Consider the following 16,300-nt stretch of genomic DNA (forward strand, 5'->3'; position numbering starts at 1 on the left):
CAGGGCGTCGAGGTGGTCAGCTCTTTGTTCGAGAACTTGATCGAGATCGGCGTATCAGCGCCGTAGCGGATCAGGTTGGGGGGAATGCGAGGACGTGGAGTAGGCCGGTGAGGGATGCTGCTCCGATGATTTCGCCTGACTTGATCCGGTCGCGGATTGAGTTGAGGGGGAGCCAGGCGACGTGTTCGGCCTCGTTGATGTCTGCGGGATCGCCGATGTGGTCGGCACCGTAGGACACGAACAGGAGGTTTTCGGCGTCCGTTGTGCCTACTGACGGTTGTAAGGAGACGAGCGGCTTTGCGGTTCTTGGGCGCCAGCCGGTTTCTTCTTCGACTTCGCGAGCTGCGGTGACGGCCGGATCCTCGTTCGGGTCGACGTAGCCGCCTGGAAGTTCCCATACCCAGCGGTCGACGATGAAGCGGTGGCGCCACAGCATCAGCACGTTCTCTTGTGCGTCGTCTAGCACGACCATCATGGCGGCCTTGGGCATTCGCAGGACGTACTGCTCGAAGCGCACGCCGTCGGGTAGTTCTACCGACGCAATACTCAATCGCAGTCGGCGGGTGTCATCGACCAGTCGCTCACCATGGATCGTCCACAAGGTCGACTCCGCACCACCGTCAGCCGTCACGCCACGACACTACCCACCGAGCTCCGTTGGGCGGATTTGGTGGATCAGGGGAGCAGCGGATGTCGGTGAGTGGCGCTATCGTGTCGGGGATCGTCTGAGGGGGAGATCAATGAGCGGTGAGGCAGAGGTTCCTGTGTGGACCTTGTCGACGTCCGAGGTGTCGAACGTTCCGGCGGTCGGGGGTGGGGATGCTCTGACGCCGGATCGGTTGGCCGAGCTTCGTACGGCACTTGCCACGTTTTCCGCGGTGCCGCTGGTGACTTTGGAGGCACGTCCGCTGCCGAAGAAGCGCGATCGCTCGGCAGGTTTGCCTCTGGATGCTGTGAGCCCACTTGCGCAGGAGCTGTCGCGTCTGGTCTCTGCGAGCGCCAAGAACGTGCCGGCTGTCGGGCGCGTCGCGAGCTCTGGTGAAGTGCTCTACCGGATGGTGGTGCCGGCGAAGGTTGCTGCGCAGGTTGGCAAGGGTCTGGTCAAGCCGATGGCTGCGAAGGGTGCCGCCGGCGGGGTTTACAGCGCCTTGGTAGATCGTGCGAGCAATGTGGTGGTCGCCAACGCGACCATGGTTCCCGTTGGACGTGCGGCCGCGGGTGCCGCGGGTACCGGTGCCGCCGGAACTGCGGTGGGTGCGGTCGCCGCGGGGGGAGCGATCACGGTCGCTGCTCCGCTGGTTCTGATGGCGGTTGCCGTCGGAGTCAGTGCGTACGCCGATCATCAACGGCAGAAGGCGATCGAGCACATCGCGGAGCTCCTGGAGAAGCTTCACGACGACAAACTGGAGCACGAGCGCAACGAGCTCGACGGCTGCCGCGATGCCATCGACAAGGCGACCGCGTTGTTGCTGGATCGTGGCAAGGTCGGAGCTTCCCTCGGCCTGGATTCGGCAGTGCACGCCATCAGCACTGCTACGCAGAATGCCGAGCGGCGAGTGAAGAAGTGGGAGGCCGCGCTCGACGAGATCGTCGACAACCGCGCTGAGATCGCCGACTTGGAGAGGCAGTTTCCTGGGATCGGCGAAGAGGGCGGCGAGTTCCGCACGCACCTTGAGTTGGCTGCTCTTGCGATCGCGCTGAAGCGGCGTGTGGTCGTCCTGCAGGGAGTGGAGGCGGGCCAGAGCGATCCGGACAACCCGTTCGAGAACTTCGTGCGGAGCCTCAAAGCCGACCAGCAGAGGATCGACGAGCTGGATGCGCGAATCGGCAGCGTTGTCCTTCGACTCTCAGCCATCGAGCTGCGCTCGCCCAAACGGCTCATCGACAAGTTCATGACGCGCGGGCAGGTCGATGACCTCCTCGAGACTTCCTACCGGCTCAGGGCTCTGGGCGACTCGATCAGCGCGACCGGTCGGACGTCGGAGGTCGTCATCGAGATCGAGAAGCACGAGGACGGGACACTCCTGGTACTTCCGGCGCAAGCGTCCTGACCGAGTCGGGTTCCTGGTCTTCGCGGTGGATCCTGACGCCGACGTCCTCGACGACGCGACGGCGAAGCACGTGTCGGTTGTGCGTGACGAAGATGGTCCGCTCATTGGCGACCGTCGGGCGGTCGAGGATCTGGTCGACGCGCTCGCCGTCGATCGGGTCACCGACAGCGTCTGCATGTGTACTGGTGACGCTGCGGCCGAGTTCTTCGATGCCGACCGCACGCTGCTCGCGGTTGTCCGGCTCGACTTCCCGAACCGCATCGAGTGGCCGCACTGGCCTGGCCAGGCATACGTCGCCGACCCGGACCGGCTTTGCCGGTGGTTTGCGGATCACTACGACATCGTGAAGTAGACCGCGTCGTATGGGAGGACGCAGCCGGCGTCGTCCGAAGTGTGGTGCTCGACGATACGGAGTGAAGCGGATCCGGACGGCGTTCTGCGGGCGCGCTGATCAGCGTAGGTCGACGGTGACTTGACCCTCTGTGAGGAGGGAAAGGAGCTCGTCGAGGGCTGGGGGCGGCAGGTGGGTTCGGGCGGTGCTTGAGTTGTGCCAGGTAAGGGTGAACGGGGGTTGGGCGCCGAAGCCGCCGCAGAGGCAGTCGTGGACGGCGTCCAGGTTCCAGCCGAAGTAGCCGCCGGGGCCGTTGATTGCTTCTCCGAGTGCGCAGAAGAAGCCCTCGACGTTTGTGATGAATCGGCCGTCGAGGTTGTAGCTGCGGTTGGCGGGGTGGGGTTGAGTGCTGGGGTGGTGGGCGAGCGCTGCGCCGGACCAGTGGTGGCGGAGTTCGCTGTTGTAAGGAGTCCAGAGGTTCGTCTGAGTGGGGCGGCCCGCGCGCCAGAGGTCGAGAACCGTCAGGATTGCTGTGGGGCAGGGCTCTTGGGGATCGCTGGTGATCGTCACGTCGACGAGGCCGTCGCCGAGCGGGGAACGATGGCTGGACTCGAGGGTCCCGGATACGAAGGCGTCGATGACTCGTACTGCCGAACCGTCAGTTGCGATCTGATGGACCTCGGCTCGGATTCTGACCTGCTTCGTGCGTTCGAGTGCTTGCCGCAGGACGGGCGTGGGCTCGCATCCGATCAGGCGGACGTGTGGGACCGGTGGTTCGGCCTGTTCGCGGAAAAGGCCGAAGATGTCCTGACAGGTGCCGTACGGCGAACTGTTCGGGCCGAGGAGGATGAACTCGGTAACGCTGCTGTCGCGGCGTACGGCGTCCGTCCGGTCGAGGAGCTCGACGAAGCCGGAGAGCTCGATGTCAATCGTTCCAGGCACGGTCGGGCTCGCTCGCAGGCCGACGATGCAGAGGTCGACGAGGTCTTCGCCCCACCAGGAGGGCGGCGTATCAGGCGCTGACGGTGCGGTGATCGAGAGGCTTCCGAGCTGGGCTTGCTCGGTCCCGAGTAGATCCTCGGGCAAGTGGTTGAGGAGTTCGGCGAGGAAGCCTGCGGGGGTACAGGCGAGCAGCGTGAAGGCTTCGCGTGGGCGGGGTGGTAGGTCGACGAAGAGTCCTTCGATTTCCCAGCAGGTTGTCAGCGGGACGTCGTTGTGGTCCTGGAAGTCGACGTCGCCGTGGAGGAGCCAGCGCGGGGTGTAGTCCTGGGGATTCATGGTCAGTTGTGGGGACGTACTAGGCCGAGGTTGTAGGCGGTGATGGTGGCTTGGACTCGGTCTCGGGCGTTGAGTTTGGTGAGGAGGGCGTTTACGTGGGTTTTGGTGGTGCCTACGGTGATTGTGAGGGTGGTGGCGATTTCGGCGTTGGAGTGGCCGGCGGCTATGAGGGTGAGGACTTGGCGTTCTCGGGGGGTGAGGGTGTTGAGGAGGGGGGAGGGGGTGGTGGGTGGGGGTTGGGGTTGGGTGAAGGTTTGGATTAGGCGGCGGGTGATGGTGGGGGCCAGGACGGCTTCGCCGGAGGCGATGATGCGGATGGCGGTGAGGAGGTCTTGGGGTTGGGCGTCTTTGAGGAGGAAGCCGGAGGCGCCGGCTCGGAGGGCTTCGTAGACGTATTCGTCGAGGTCGAAGGTGGTGAGGACGAGGACTCGGGGGAGGTCTGCTTTTTCGGTGAGGAGGCGGGTGGCGGCGAGGCCGTCGAGGCCGGGCATGCGGATGTCCATGAGGACCACGTCGGGGTTCAGGTCTGCGGCCAGGGTTACGGCGGTGGCGCCGTCGCCGGCTTGGGCTACGACGGTGAGGTCGGGTTCGGCGTCGACGATGGCGACGAAACCGGCGCGGACGACGGTCTGGTCGTCGACGATCAGGACGCGGATCGGGTCGCGGCTGGTGCCGGGGGTCATCGGGGGCTCCTGGGGGCTGGGGCGCCGTCGTCGTCGAGGGTGGCGAGGAGGTCGCGCATGGCGGTGAGGGCGGCGCGGGCTTCGGCGGTGGTGCCTTCGAGGTCGCCGGATTCGGCGCGGTCGATCAAGGTCTGGGCGCGAGTCAGGACGCTGTGGTGCAGGCCGCCGGCGATTCGGAGGCGTTCGGTGTGGACTTCGTACTCCGTCGCCCGGACGAGCTCGGCGAGCGTGGCGCCTGCCTGGTCCGACTCCCGGAGTCGCCGCCGCCGAATCAGTCCGCCGACCACCCAGCAAAGGCCCAGTGGGATCGCCAGGACGACGGTGACCACCACGCCCATCCCGACCGGGAACCCCCAGCCCGACGGGTCGTCCGGAGCCGCCGCGACCCTGACGAGGCCACCTGTTGATAGGCCGACGCCGACGGTGGCGATGCCGGCTGACAGCCAGGTGATGACTGGGTCGCCGCCGTACGCCGCCACCGCGTAAACCGCGGCTGCTGACGCGAACAGGCTCAGCGCGAGCGCAGGCGCGAGTGAGTCGGGTAGCCAGCCGAGGCCGATGGCCAACGGCCAGAGGCATCCAGCGAGGACGACGCCGAGCAGTGCGGTCCAGGGGCGGTGGAGGCGGCCGAGCAGGATGAGGCCGGGCAGCAGCGCGATGAGGACGCCGAGGCTGACCGTCGCTGCGTCGGGTGTCGGTTTCGTTGCCGCGAGCATCGCGCCGGTGCCGCCGACCGCGGGTGTTGCGACGGCGAGCAGGACGCCGATCTCGGTCCACCACCCGCCAGCGGCCAGGCGCGCGGCGGACGACGGCGCGGGGACAGGGGCCGCGGATGAGGACGGTGGTCGTGGTGCGGATGACGCGGCGGGAAGGGTGGCTCGTACTTGCCAGCTGGCGTCCGGCCCAGGGCCTGCGGTGAGCGTCCCGCCGAGCGCCTCGGCTCGGTCCTTCATACCAGCGACCCCACGTCGGCTGCCCTGACTGGACGCCGCCTCGGTCGCACGGCCGTTCTCGACCAGTACGTCGACCTGGTCGCCGGTCCGCGTCACCAGGACCCGTACGGCGGCGCCCGGTGCGTGCCGCAGCGTATTGGTCAGCGACTCCCGGACGATCCCGAAAACGGCCTCGCCGACCGCTCCGGTCAGCTCTGGCGTGACGTCGACGACGATCTGCTGACCGAGCCGGCTGAACGCCTCGGCCAGCTCGGTGATCCGGCCGACGACCGGCTCCTCCTCATGAGCGTCGCCGGTCTCGAGGATGGCCACGAGCTCGTGCAGTGAGCGCAAGGTCTCCCGTCCGGTCTCGGCGGCGTACGTCAGTGCGTCGTCCGACAGATCGGGGCGGGTCGCGGCCAGGCGCTCGGCGGCGCCGCCGCTGACGACGATGGAGGTGAGGTGGTGTGCGCTCACGTCGTGCAGTTCGCGGGCGAGCCGTCGTCGTTCGGACACGGCGGCATCGGCCCGTCGGGCCTCGGCAGCGCGGATCTGCTGCGCGGCCGAAGATCGCAGCGCGAGCCGATGCCGGCGGCCGAACCCCACCACGAGCACGAGCCCGTACCCGAGCAGGTTGAGCAGCGCCTCCCAACCGAGCGCCTGGTCCACACCCGACGACAACGCCGTGGCGAGCGTCTGGACGACGGTCTGGACGCCGACGGCCCACCATCCGACGACCGGCCGGAGGCGTACCGCGACGGAGTACAAGGCAACGATCTCGGCCGGCAGCAGGAGCGTCGTGTCCCGGGCGATCGAGAAGTAACCGACGGTCTGGACGACGGTCACGACCACGAAGGTGGCCAGCGGGGCTCGACGCCGAAAGCCCAGCGCGACAGCCGCCATCGCGGACGCCGTACCGCCGGCGACGAGCTCCGCAGTGCCGAGCGGCTCTTCGAACGCCCTCGCCAGTCCGGGTGACACCAGGATCCAGGTGACGCCCAGGACGATCGGCAGCAGCCAGTTGCGGACATGTTCCATCAGGGCCAAAGCATAGGCGTCTCTACCCGCCGAACCCGTTTCTCTACCCAGCGATAGAGGCCGCCGATCGTGCTCCGGACGGACGCGGACGACGCCTGTCCGTCAGCATCCTGGAGCCATGACAACCGCGTATCAGACCCAGCAGCACGTCGAATCGGTCGGTTACGAGCGACTCGCCCGGGTGTCGGGCCGGCACAACTGGTGGCGGCCGATCGTCGGCACGGTCGTCCTGCTGGTGTTGTTCATGGTCGCCTCCCTGCTGGTCCTCGGCCAGTCCGCGCTGGTTGGCCTGCTGCTGAAGGTCCCGTTCGGAGACGACGAACTGCCCAGGTTCGACGACCTGACGTCGTTCGGGGTCGATCTGGTCGCCATCGCGATCGCGATGCCCGTGCTGGCGCTGACGCTGTGGTGGGTCCAGCGGCGGACGTGGGGCTCGGTCACCTCGGTGACCGGCCGGCTGCGCCTGCCCTGGTTCGGCCGCTGCCTGGCCGTGGCCGCGATCGTCATCACGCTCATGGTGGCCGCGATGACGATCGTCGGCGGCGGCATCTCCGCGGTGATCGACTCGGATCAGGCGGCCGGCAGTCCCTGGGTCGGTATCGGGCCGTTCCTGCTCGGCCTGGTCATGCTGACCCTGCTCGTTCCGCTGCAGGCCGCGGCCGAGGAGTACATCTTCCGCGGCTGGTTCCTCCAGGCAGTCGGTACGTTCGTCCGCTGGCCCGTCCTCGTCGTCATCCCGCAGGCGATCCTGTTCGCGGCGGCGCACGGTTGGGGTACGCCGTGGGGTTTCGCGGCCCTCACCGTCTTCGGACTGGGGGTCGGCTGGCTCACCATCCGCACCGGCGGTCTCGAGGCCGCGATCGCCCTGCACATCGCGAACAACCTGATCGCGATGACCCTGTCCTCGATGTTCAAGGGCGGTCTGGCCTCCGACGAGACGGCCGCCGACATGCCCTGGGAGTTCGCGCTGCTCGACATGGGCATGGTCGTCGTCTTCGTCCTCCTCATCCTGCGCCTCGCCAAGCGCCACAACCCGGCCCGCAAGGTTGGTTAGAGGGTTACGTCCGGGACTTCGAAGGTTTGGATTGTGTTCGGCTCGAACCAGGACCAGAAGCGGCTGCCGTGCATGATCGTGTCCTGATGTGCCTGGTAGTGCGCGCCGCCGGGCGTTGTCGACCAGCGGGGGATCGGGGCGCCGTCCGTCGACGGTTTGGTGAACTTCGCCAGATCGAAGTCGAGGTACTGCGCGGTCCCGTAGTTCGTCGCGACGATGATCAGTTTGCGGGTGGCCGCGTCGTACGCCGCGATTGTGTTCGGCCCGCCGCCGTCGAGGATGCGCATGCCGGCCCGGATGTGCCGGGTGTACTGCGCCAGGACGTAGTACTTCGGGTTGACCGCGCCGGTCGTGCCGCCGCCGGTGTCCTGGATGAGACCCCAGCCGCCGCCGTCCACGACCTGCCAGTAGACCCAGGCGGACGGGTGCAGCCAGCGGAAGTCGAGGTTCAGGTTGCTCGCCAGGCTCAGCCCGCTGGCGTCGCCCTCGCCGTACTCCGAGTTCCAGATCTTCCGCCCGGCCGACTTCGCGGCGGCGTACAGCAGGTCGCGGCGCCCGCCGCCCTGCTGGTAACCGTGAACGTTGATCCGGGCAACATTCGCTCGGGTCGTGCCGTCGAAGCTGTTCCAGGTGGACAGCGCGGAGTCGTAACCCCAGCAGTCGGACGCCGCGATCGGCATCCAGCCGAGGTCGCGCGCGTTCAGCTCGGCGCGCAGGTGGTTGATCACCGGGCGCTGCGTGGCCGGCTCGAAGTGGCAGCCCTCCTGGGTGCCGTCGGCCTTCCACCAGTTGCCGTCGGGCTCGTTGAACGGCTCGACCGAGGTGAAGTCGACACCCCAGTGGTCATGGGCGTAGCGGGCGACCGTCGCGAGGTAGACCGCGTGTTGCCGCTGGTTCCAGGTCTGCAGGTTGTCGCCGCCGTTGGCCGCGCCGGACGGGTTGTGGTTCTGGCACATCCACCACATCGGCGAGTTCGAGAACAACTCGAACCGGTTGGCGCCGCGGTCGCGCGCCTTCCACAGCAGGTTGCGTTGGGCGCTGTCGACGGACCAGTTCCAGCTCGCGGACGCCGGGTCGGCGCTGAACCAGTCGAGCCAGTAACCGTCGATCTGCCGCGGGTCGCCGATGTTCGGCGACCGCACCATCGACTGGCCGTTGATCGGCTTCGTCGAGCACGCGCCCGCGTTGTAGCGCGCGATCGTCAGGCCGAGCCCGGGTAACGGCGTCCCCTGATAGTCGACCGTCCCGCGGGTGAAGAACACGTCGGCCAGGTCGTCGCGGTTGCCGTGGGCCTTCCCCCACCAGCACAGCGACGTCCCCCAGCCCTCCCAGACACCCCAGTCCACCCGCGGATCGATACTCGACCCCGCGGCGGACGCCGGCGCAGCGGCCTGCCCCCACGCCAGCGGCGCAGCCACCAATGAACCCAGCACGGTACGACGACGCACAGCAACCTCCAGGGGCGGTCGGAGCAGCCAGCCCTCCGACCCTAACCCCGCCGCTGCGCGTTGCCCACCCGCACAACGTGTCCTACAGGTGGTCGATCACCCGCGTCGGCGTCAGCCGGATGACGACGCGCTGGACCTCCGGCGGGAGCGCGGCGTACTCATCGGCGGCATCGCTGCCGGCGTACTTGATGGCCAGGGTCTGCGCCAGCTTGCGGTCGATGTCGGGGGCAACATCCGCCGTCGCCACCACCTCGACGTAACGCATCGGGTCGGCGCTGTCGAGGACGAGCAGATTGGCCCGCGGGTCGGCCACCAGGTTGCGGGTCTTGTGCCGGACGGCGTCCGACGAGATCAGCACGTCGTCCCCCTCGACGCCGAGCCAGACGACGCTGTTCCGGGGCGCCCCACTCGCGTTGAGCGTGGTCAGGACGCCGACGTTCGGCGAGTCGAGGAAGGCGCGGACGGCAGCGGAGAGTTCGGCAGACATGCGCCGAGGTTAACCCGCGGCGCGGTCCACCCCGGCGGCCGATCAGACCAGTGGTGGAACTGGGTTCCAAAAAATCCCATACCAGCTACTAGCTGGTTGGTAAGCGCTTGCTCTACGGTGAGCCTGCGTACGCGGATGGTTTCGCCCCGACTTTCCGATGAGGTAAACACTATGAGAATTACGCGTGTTGTTGCTGTTGCCACCGGTTTGCTGGCGTTGTTCAGCCCGATGGCGGCCCACGCCCAGGTCGAGCCCGGCGGCTGGACGTCGTACTCGCCCTCGTTCAACGAGCAGGAGCGCGGATGCGGCCAGATCAACGGGTTGAGTTTCCAGCTGACCTGCTCGACGCAGAGCGGTGATCAGCGGGCCGAGCGCCGGTATGCGACGTACACCAGTGGGACCAGGCAGTTCGAGGGCTCGTTCCGGATCACGTCGATGACCGGGTCCAGGATCAGCCTGAAGCAGACGTTCAACGAGAGCTCGGCCGGGCCGTTCTTCATGCTCGCGGTCGAGAGCGGCGGCCGGCTGTACCGGGTCGGCGGTGACACGATCGACGGCGGCGCCGTGGTCGGCGCGACGGTTCGCGTGAACACCGTGCACCAGGTCGGCAGCGCGCACCGGACGTACATCAACGGATCGCTCAAGCACAGTATGTCGAGCCCGGGTGGCAGCTTCTACGACAAGTTCGGCTCGTACCGGACCGACAGCGGCCGCGGGCCGGTCACGGTTCAGTGGAGCGGCGTCCAGTTCTGGCGGAAGTAGTGCGCCTGCTCGGCACCTGTCTGTGCGCCCTGCTGGTGCTGGTCGGCTGCGGTTCGGTCGACCAGCCCCGGCAGGGGTTCCAGCTGACGTCGAAGCTGGTCACCGATGACGTCACGCTCGACTGGACGGGTGCGCCAACGGACGCGGCCTACCTGATGGTCGAGTACGCGACGGAGGAGGCCGGGCCGTACACGGTCCTCGGCTTCCTGCGCCCGGACCGGCACACCTTCGAGCATCCCGATCTGATGCCCTCGACAACCTTCTACTACCGGGTCACGCCCCTCACCGCCCCGAGTGGCGACCCCGCGAAAGCCAAGCCAGGTAAGGGGGAAGTCCTCCTCAGTTGGTCCGACACCAGCTCCGACGAAGACGGCTACCTGCTGGAGCGACACACCACGGACGCTGAGGTCGCTGCCTATCTCGACCCCAACACGACGTCCTTCGCCTTGCCTTTCCTCCCCACCGACAAGCCCGCGACCTACACGCCGCGTCCGTTCCGTCGTGGCACTCCGAGCCCGATCACTCACCAGACAACGCCGTCCGACTGATCAACTGATTGTGTACGGCAACAGTTGTCGGGCTGGGAGTTGTGTGGGTGGCGAGGTAGAGGGTGTTGAGCGGTGGTAGGTCAGGCGTGGCGAGCAGTGTCAGCGCTCCGGCGTCCAGAGTGGATTGGCAGAGGTACGTCGGCAGGACGGTGCAGCCGGCGCCGGCGACAGCGCTGGTAAGGGCGCCGCGGAGGTCGGGGACGACGAGGTCCGGCGTCCGGGTGAGGCGAGTGTTGAAGACGGTTCGCCAATAGCGGCGGATGATCGGCGCCTGCTCGGCGTACGCGATCAACGGGACGTCGGGTAAGGCCGTCGCGGCCCAGCTGGGCGCGGCGACCAGCGCGAAGGTTTCGTCGTAGAACGGCGTCGCCCGGACGCCGGTACGCCGTGGCCGGGTCGAGCTGATGACGAGGTCGAGGCTGCGATCCTGCAGGCCGTCGAGGAGGTCGTCGGGCAGGCCGAAGGACACTCGGAGCTGGAGGCCGTCGGCGATCAGGTCGGCCAGCGCGGGCAGCACCTGGTCGCAGAGAAAGTCCGATGGGCCGCCGAGGTGAACGGTGGTCGGTGTCGGGTCGTCGAGCTCGCTCTGCAGGAAGCCTTGTAGCGCGTCGATCGGGTCGGCGATTCGGCGGGCCAGCTCGTCGCCGGCTCCGGTCGGGCGGACGCCGCGCGCCTGGCGCTCGAAGAGCGGTCGGCCGAGGGTGCGTTCCAGGGCTTTGAGCTGCGCGGTCGCCGTCGGCTGCGACACCCCGAGGATCGCTGCGCCACCGGTGATCGAACCGGCGCGGTAGACGGCGAGAAAGGTCCGGAGCAGGTCGAGCGACATATCAGTAATCTAATGGCTGCTCACAAGCTGTCCTATTGGTCTCCGATACCTACCGCGACGCATGATGGCGGCATGACACGCGTACTGATTGCTCTCACCAGCCACTCCGAGCTCGGCGACACCGGGCGGACGACGGGCTTCTACGTCGGTGAGGCCGCCGAGCCGTGGGCGGTCTTCACCGAGGCCGGTTTCGACGTCGAGCTGGTCTCGGTCCAGGGTGGCCGGCCGCCGATCGACGGCTTCGACGAGAACGACCCCATCCAGCAGAAGTTCCTGACGACCGTCGACCTCGACCACACCCCGACCGCCGCCGAGCTCGACCCCGCGAACTACGACGCGATCTTCTTCGCCGGCGGCCACGGCACGATGTGGGACTTCCCGCACGCCGACGCCCTGCTCGGCCTCGCCGCCGCCATCTACGAACGTGGTGGCGTCGTCGCCGCCGTCTGCCACGGCCCGGCGGCCCTGGTGAACCTCAAACTCTCCGACGGCAGCTACCTGGTCGACGGCAAGAACGTCGCCGGCTTCACCAACGCCGAGGAGGCGGCCGTCGGCCTGACCGACGTCGTCCCCTTCCTGCTCGCCGACACCCTCACCGCCCGCGGCGCAACCCACCACCCGGCGCCCGACTTCACCCCGCAGTCCGTCACCGACGGCCGCCTGGTGACCGGCCAGAACCCGCAGTCCGCCCACCGCACCGCCGAGTCCGTCGCACAACTGCTGGCCTGAGGTCAGTTCGGCCAGGTGGGGGAGCGGCCGAGGAGGGCGACGATGCGGTCGAGTTGGTTGTCGCCGGTGTGGGGGAGGTCGGGGCCGAAGGGGGCGCCGGGGGCCTTGCGGGGGTCGCCGGTGGGGACGACCTGGGCGACGGTCCAGGCGGCGTCCAGGAGGTCGGTGGTGAAGTGGGCGGTGGCGCCGAGGGTTTTGGCGACGTCCCAGCTGTGGACGACGTAGTCGATGAAGTGGAAGCTGATCGCCTGGGCGCCGGGGACGACGACGTCCGGGCCGAACTCGGGGAGCGGGAAGCGCCGCTCGGTGACGCCGTCGGCGGCGAAGGCGTCGAGGACGTGTTCGGCGGAGTCGACGTAGGCCTGGAGGGGGTCGGCGCCGAGGTCGCGGAGTTTCCAGACGTCGAGGCCGGACTCGCCGCGCGCGGCGGCGGCGAAACCGTAGTGCTGGGTGGTCATGTGGGCGAGGAGGCCGTAGAGGGTCCAGGCCCGGCAGGGGGTCGGCTTGGCGAGATCGGCGTCGGTGGCGTTGCCGGCCAGCTCGATACTCGCCTGGACCGCGCGGCGGTCGAGGGCGACGTAATCAATCGTAGGCATAAGTGGATCATAGGCAGGTGCATATGATTGCGCCAGTGCTATCTTCCGGGCATGACCGACGATCGTCCCGATCTGGCCGCGATGCTCTACCCGTTGGTGCGGGTGCTGATCGCGGCCGAGACGCCGATCCTGGCCGCACATGACGTCTCGATGTGGGGTTACGCCGTGCTGACCGCGCTCGACGAGACCCCGGTGCGCACCCAGGCCGCGCTGGCCGAGGCGATCGGGGCCGACAAGTCGCGCATCATCGGCACGCTCGACGAGCTGCAGGCCGCCGAGCTGATCGAGCGGACGCCGGATCCGGACGACCGCCGCGTCCGGCTGCTGTCGATCACGGCTAAGGGCCGGCGGGTCCGGCGAGCGGTGCGCAAAGGCATCCGGGGCTACGAGGACGAGCTGCTCGGCGCCCTGCCGGCCGCCGACCGGGCCGCGTTTCTGCGGTCGTTACGGGCATTACGGGCCAAATAGCAGGCTTGACCGTTTCAGTACAACCTGTTCGGTCTGTGATGTAAAGGTCACTTTCGGTTGAACCGCAAGGCGCCGGGATCCGTTCGAACGGACAAGTCCCCAACCCGCCCCTTGAGGAGTGAGGCCCATGAAGGTGCTGGAGCGTTATCAGACCCAGGTGATCGCCGTCTTCCGGATCGTGATCGGATTCCTGTTCTCGTGTCACGGCGCCGCCGCGTTGTTCGGCGTCCTCGGCACCCGGCAGGTGGAGGCGTTCGTCTGGCCGTCCTGGTGGGCATCGTTGATCCAGTTCGCCGGCGGCGCGCTCGTCGCGATCGGGTTCGGTACCCGGTACGCCGCGTTGCTGTGCTCGGGTTCGATGGCGTACGCCTATTTCGCCGTCCATCAGGCGGATGCTTTGCTGCCCGTGCAGAATGGTGGCGAGAAGGCGGCGCTGTTCTGTTTCGCGTTCCTGCTGATCGCGTTCCTGGGCAACGGCGCCTGGGGAGTCGAGCGGGGGACGCCGACGCGGCGGCAGGCCGCGGTAGCCGTGGAGTGACCCGGGGTCGGGTCGCCCCCGACCGAGCAGGAGCGCGATGGCCGACGACAGGGCCGCGATGCTGCGGGAGCTGCACGATGTGCATGCGCCGGCGCTGTGGCGGTTCGTCGTCCGGCTCACCGGTGACGACCGCCTGGCCGAGGACGTCGTCCAGGAGACCCTGCTCCGGGCGTGGCGGCGGCCGCAGATCCTGACCGAGGACGAAGCGGGGGCCCGGGCCTGGCTGTTCACGGTGGCGCGCAATCTCGTCATCGACGACCGGCGCAGTGCCCGGGTCAACCGCGAGGTGGCCAGCGGCGACCTGCCGGAGAAGCCCAGTACGGATCACGCGAACGCCGTCCTGGACGCCTGGCTGGTGGCCGAGTCGCTGGCCCAGCTGTCGGAGGAGCATCGGCAGGTCATCGTGCGCGCGTACTACGGGCGCCGCACGGTCACCGATATCGCCGAGGAGTTGGACATCCCGTCCGGCACCGTGAAATCGCGGCTGCACTACGGGTTGCGGGCGCTGAAGCTCGCGTTGCAGGAAAGGGGGGTGACGAGTCAATGAGCGATCGTTACTGCGAAGGGGACGCCGCGTACCTGCTCGGCGCGCTGTCGGCGAGCGAGCGGCGCGACTTCGAGGCGCACCTGAGCACGTGCCCCGACTGCACGGCCGCCGTCGCGTCGCTGACCGCCGTACCAGCCGCGCTCGCGGCGCTGCCGGCCGATCAGGCGCTGACGTCGGTGAGCATCATGACGCCGAATCTCCTGCCCGGCTTGACGCGAGCGGTCGAGCGCGACCGGCGCCGCCGGCGGCTGCGGCATGGCGCCGTCCTGGCGGCCGTCGCGGGGACGGCGGCGGTGATCGGCGCGCTGATCGCGATCCCGCTGACCAAGCCCGAGCCGCAGGGGGACTACGTCGTCCTCGCGCAGACCGTGGAGAGCAAGCTGTCCGCCGACGCGCGGCTGGTGCCGGAGCGGTGGGGGACGACGATCGAGATCAGCTGCCGGTACGACGATCTCGCGACGCCGAGCGAGCGGGCCCGCGGCTACGAGCTCTACCTGACCGACAAGTCCGGTAAGGCGCAGCTGCTCGCGAGCTGGACGTCGACACCCGGTACGACGGTCAAACCGGCCGCGACGACAAAGCTGCGGCGGGACGAGATCCGTGCGCTCGACATCCGCAGCTCGGAGAGTGGCCGGGTCCTGCTCGCCGTCCAGTTCTGATCGGTTTGCTATGGGTCATTACGCATATCGGCGAACTCTTGGGGCACCTGTGGGGCAGGAGTTGCCGGTCGCGCGCGAGGGCGGCAATTCAGGCCCCGGTGTTCAGGGATGAGTGCACCGGGGCCGACCCCTGTCCGGGCCCGGCGCCGGCCCGAAAGCTGACCCCGAAAGAATTTTTGCTGATTCGTGTAACACCCGGGCCGTGATCGCCGATACACCGTGTGTAACGCCACGAAAGCTTCCCGTCCCAGGTCAACCGCCCGAAGGGCCTGGGACGGGATCTTCGTGCAGCAGCCGACTCGAGGCGCCCCGGCTGCGTTACAGACACCACGAAGGCCCCCGGTCGACTCGCCTCCCGGGGGCCTTCGTGTTTTTCTTGCCTTCCTTGTTGCTGCGCTACGAGGCCTGCTCGTTCGGCGCGGGCGGCGCGGCCAGCGCGATCCGGTCCGCCGGCAGGCGTTCCGTTCGCTCCAGACCCTCGTCGTCCTCGTACTGCACCAGACCGGTCCATCCCGTCTCCTCATGCTCGCGGCCGATCAACCAGCCGCGGCGCCACTGGCCGTCCGCAAGGACGACCACGTGACCAGGCAGAGGGAGACGGGACACCAAATCGGCGCCGGGCTCGAACTCACTCATGGCCGAAGGTTAAGCGCTTTTTCCCCGCCCCGCCTCTTTGAGCGTGTCTTCTCACAACCTTCTCAGCTGACCCGGAGCCGGTCGATCTCCTCGTCGCTGAGCACGACATCCAGCGTTTCAAGGAACTTCCAGCCGGTGCCCCGCCCAACCATCAGATACTTACTGTGATTGCTTGTTTACTGAACGACATCAGGTTAGGTGCTGTCCTTGGGGCAGTCCGATCCCTGGATGCGTCCCGAGGGTTACGTTCCACATGCCTGCCACCTCAACACTTCTAGTTCACTTGAGGTCAAGATCGGTGAAGAGGGTCAGCTGGATACCGCCTGGGGTTTCGAGGCGGGCGTTGAGTGAGTCCCACGGGGTTCGGGTCGGCTCGGCGATGACCGTGGCCCCGGCGGCTGCGAGCTGGGTCGTGGTCGCGGCGGCGTCGTCCACCGCGAAGGCGACTCGGAACTTGCCGGCGACTCGGCGTCCGACCTCCACCGCGTCGATGTAGTCCGCCTGCCCGGGATCCGCGATCTCGAGCGTGGCCCGCTCGACCTCGAGGATCGTCACCCGTCCGTTCTCCGACGAGTACGACGCCTGCTCGGGCAACCCGAGAACATCGCGGTAGAAGCCCACCGCCTCGTCGTAGTCGTCCGCCGTAACCACCAACCGCAGCTCTTTGACTCCCATGACCTCAGTATCTA

20 protein-coding genes are annotated in these 16,300 nt (G+C 67.9%); 10 read left to right on the forward strand and 10 right to left on the reverse strand.

The features are described from left to right. Positions 1-70 precede the first annotated feature (70 nt). On the reverse strand, positions 71-631 hold the full coding sequence (locus ACZ6ZD_RS12145) for an NUDIX hydrolase (protein WP_465671076.1): 561 nt from the start codon (positions 629-631) through the stop codon (positions 71-73). A gap of 109 nt (positions 632-740) precedes the next feature. Between ACZ6ZD_RS12145 and ACZ6ZD_RS12150 the strand changes: the two genes are divergently transcribed. Both ACZ6ZD_RS12150 and ACZ6ZD_RS12155 read left to right on the forward strand, forming a co-directional pair. After that, positions 741-2,051 carry a hypothetical protein gene (locus ACZ6ZD_RS12150; RefSeq protein ID WP_465671078.1) on the forward strand — a complete coding sequence of 437 codons (1,311 nt, stop codon included), beginning with the start codon at positions 741-743 and terminating at the stop codon, positions 2,049-2,051. A 25-nt stretch (positions 2,052-2,076) separates the two neighbouring features. Then, positions 2,077-2,403, forward strand: a complete 327-nt coding sequence (locus ACZ6ZD_RS12155; protein WP_465671080.1) for a hypothetical protein — start codon at positions 2,077-2,079, stop codon at positions 2,401-2,403. Between the two features lie 99 nt (positions 2,404-2,502). On the opposite strand, the gene ACZ6ZD_RS12160 is transcribed toward ACZ6ZD_RS12155, so the two are convergent. Genes ACZ6ZD_RS12160 through ACZ6ZD_RS12170 form a run of 3 tightly spaced genes read right to left on the reverse strand, consistent with a single transcriptional unit; the run spans position 2,503 to position 6,313 of the window. Next, entirely contained in the window at positions 2,503-3,660 is a 1,158-nt protein-coding gene (locus tag ACZ6ZD_RS12160) for a barstar family protein (protein ID WP_465671082.1), read from the reverse strand. Between the two features lie 2 nt (positions 3,661-3,662). Then, positions 3,663-4,343 carry a response regulator gene (locus ACZ6ZD_RS12165; RefSeq protein ID WP_465671084.1) on the reverse strand — a complete coding sequence of 227 codons (681 nt, stop codon included), beginning with the start codon at positions 4,341-4,343 and terminating at the stop codon, positions 3,663-3,665. Next, positions 4,340-6,313 carry a sensor histidine kinase gene (locus tag ACZ6ZD_RS12170; protein ID WP_465671086.1) on the reverse strand — a complete coding sequence of 658 codons (1,974 nt, stop codon included), beginning with the start codon at positions 6,311-6,313 and terminating at the stop codon, positions 4,340-4,342. Before ACZ6ZD_RS12170 ends, ACZ6ZD_RS12165 begins: the two co-directional genes overlap by 4 nt. A 118-nt stretch (positions 6,314-6,431) precedes the next feature. Between ACZ6ZD_RS12170 and ACZ6ZD_RS12175 the strand changes: the two genes are divergently transcribed. Continuing rightward, positions 6,432-7,367, forward strand: a complete 936-nt coding sequence (locus tag ACZ6ZD_RS12175; RefSeq protein WP_465671088.1) for a lysostaphin resistance A-like protein — start codon at positions 6,432-6,434, stop codon at positions 7,365-7,367. On the opposite strand, the gene ACZ6ZD_RS12180 is transcribed toward ACZ6ZD_RS12175, so the two are convergent. Beyond that, positions 7,364-8,815: a glycoside hydrolase gene (locus ACZ6ZD_RS12180; RefSeq protein WP_465671090.1), complete on the reverse strand. Its 1,452-nt coding sequence runs from the start codon at positions 8,813-8,815 to the stop codon at positions 7,364-7,366. The genes ACZ6ZD_RS12175 and ACZ6ZD_RS12180 overlap by 4 nt on opposite strands. A gap of 82 nt (positions 8,816-8,897) precedes the next feature. Beyond that, positions 8,898-9,302 (reverse strand): PPOX class F420-dependent oxidoreductase, encoded by a 405-nt coding sequence (locus ACZ6ZD_RS12185; RefSeq protein ID WP_465671092.1) that lies wholly within the window; start codon positions 9,300-9,302, stop codon positions 8,898-8,900. A 171-nt stretch (positions 9,303-9,473) separates the two neighbouring features. On the opposite strand from ACZ6ZD_RS12185, the gene ACZ6ZD_RS12190 reads away from it, so the two are divergent. Together ACZ6ZD_RS12190 and ACZ6ZD_RS12195 are read left to right on the forward strand one after the other, a co-directional pair. Then, complete coding sequence (locus ACZ6ZD_RS12190; RefSeq protein WP_465671094.1) at positions 9,474-10,064, forward strand: hypothetical protein; 591 nt, start codon at positions 9,474-9,476, stop codon at positions 10,062-10,064. Continuing rightward, a complete protein-coding gene (locus tag ACZ6ZD_RS12195; RefSeq protein ID WP_465671096.1) occupies positions 10,064-10,612 on the forward strand; it encodes a hypothetical protein in 549 nt (182 codons plus the stop codon). The genes ACZ6ZD_RS12190 and ACZ6ZD_RS12195 overlap by 1 nt, the downstream gene beginning before the upstream one ends. On the opposite strand, the gene ACZ6ZD_RS12200 is transcribed toward ACZ6ZD_RS12195, so the two are convergent. Continuing rightward, positions 10,584-11,438: a LysR family transcriptional regulator gene (locus tag ACZ6ZD_RS12200; protein ID WP_465671099.1), complete on the reverse strand. Its 855-nt coding sequence runs from the start codon at positions 11,436-11,438 to the stop codon at positions 10,584-10,586. The two genes, ACZ6ZD_RS12195 and ACZ6ZD_RS12200, sit on opposite strands and share 29 nt — an antisense overlap. 72 nt (positions 11,439-11,510) lie before the next feature. Here ACZ6ZD_RS12200 and ACZ6ZD_RS12205 point away from each other — a divergent pair, with 72 nt between their 5' ends. Then, complete coding sequence (locus ACZ6ZD_RS12205; protein WP_465671101.1) at positions 11,511-12,167, forward strand: type 1 glutamine amidotransferase domain-containing protein; 657 nt, start codon at positions 11,511-11,513, stop codon at positions 12,165-12,167. Positions 12,168-12,169: 2 nt separating this feature from the next. Here the strand turns inward: ACZ6ZD_RS12205 and ACZ6ZD_RS12210 are convergent, their stop codons facing one another. Continuing rightward, positions 12,170-12,763 (reverse strand): TIGR03086 family metal-binding protein, encoded by a 594-nt coding sequence (locus tag ACZ6ZD_RS12210; protein ID WP_465671103.1) that lies wholly within the window; start codon positions 12,761-12,763, stop codon positions 12,170-12,172. A gap of 51 nt (positions 12,764-12,814) precedes the next feature. Here ACZ6ZD_RS12210 and ACZ6ZD_RS12215 point away from each other — a divergent pair, with 51 nt between their 5' ends. The 4 genes from ACZ6ZD_RS12215 to ACZ6ZD_RS12230 all read left to right on the forward strand — a co-directional run bounded on the left by ACZ6ZD_RS12215 (position 12,815) and on the right by ACZ6ZD_RS12230 (position 14,975). Next, positions 12,815-13,231 carry a MarR family winged helix-turn-helix transcriptional regulator gene (locus ACZ6ZD_RS12215; RefSeq protein ID WP_465671105.1) on the forward strand — a complete coding sequence of 139 codons (417 nt, stop codon included), beginning with the start codon at positions 12,815-12,817 and terminating at the stop codon, positions 13,229-13,231. Positions 13,232-13,358: 127 nt separating this feature from the next. Beyond that, complete coding sequence (locus ACZ6ZD_RS12220; protein ID WP_465671107.1) at positions 13,359-13,769, forward strand: DoxX family protein; 411 nt, start codon at positions 13,359-13,361, stop codon at positions 13,767-13,769. A 37-nt stretch (positions 13,770-13,806) separates the two neighbouring features. Then, complete coding sequence (locus ACZ6ZD_RS12225) at positions 13,807-14,316, forward strand: sigma-70 family RNA polymerase sigma factor (RefSeq protein WP_465671109.1); 510 nt, start codon at positions 13,807-13,809, stop codon at positions 14,314-14,316. Further along, positions 14,313-14,975, forward strand: a complete 663-nt coding sequence (locus tag ACZ6ZD_RS12230) for an anti-sigma factor family protein (protein WP_465671111.1) — start codon at positions 14,313-14,315, stop codon at positions 14,973-14,975. The genes ACZ6ZD_RS12225 and ACZ6ZD_RS12230 overlap by 4 nt, the downstream gene beginning before the upstream one ends. A gap of 396 nt (positions 14,976-15,371) precedes the next feature. Here ACZ6ZD_RS12230 and ACZ6ZD_RS12235 read toward each other — a convergent pair whose 3' ends face one another. After that, positions 15,372-15,611 carry a hypothetical protein gene (locus ACZ6ZD_RS12235; RefSeq protein ID WP_171675576.1) on the reverse strand — a complete coding sequence of 80 codons (240 nt, stop codon included), beginning with the start codon at positions 15,609-15,611 and terminating at the stop codon, positions 15,372-15,374. Positions 15,612-15,890: 279 nt separating this feature from the next. After that, positions 15,891-16,286 (reverse strand): VOC family protein, encoded by a 396-nt coding sequence (locus tag ACZ6ZD_RS12240; protein ID WP_465671114.1) that lies wholly within the window; start codon positions 16,284-16,286, stop codon positions 15,891-15,893. Between the last annotated feature and the right edge of the window lie 14 nt (positions 16,287-16,300).

The organism is Kribbella sp. NPDC104218 (genome assembly GCF_055584105.1).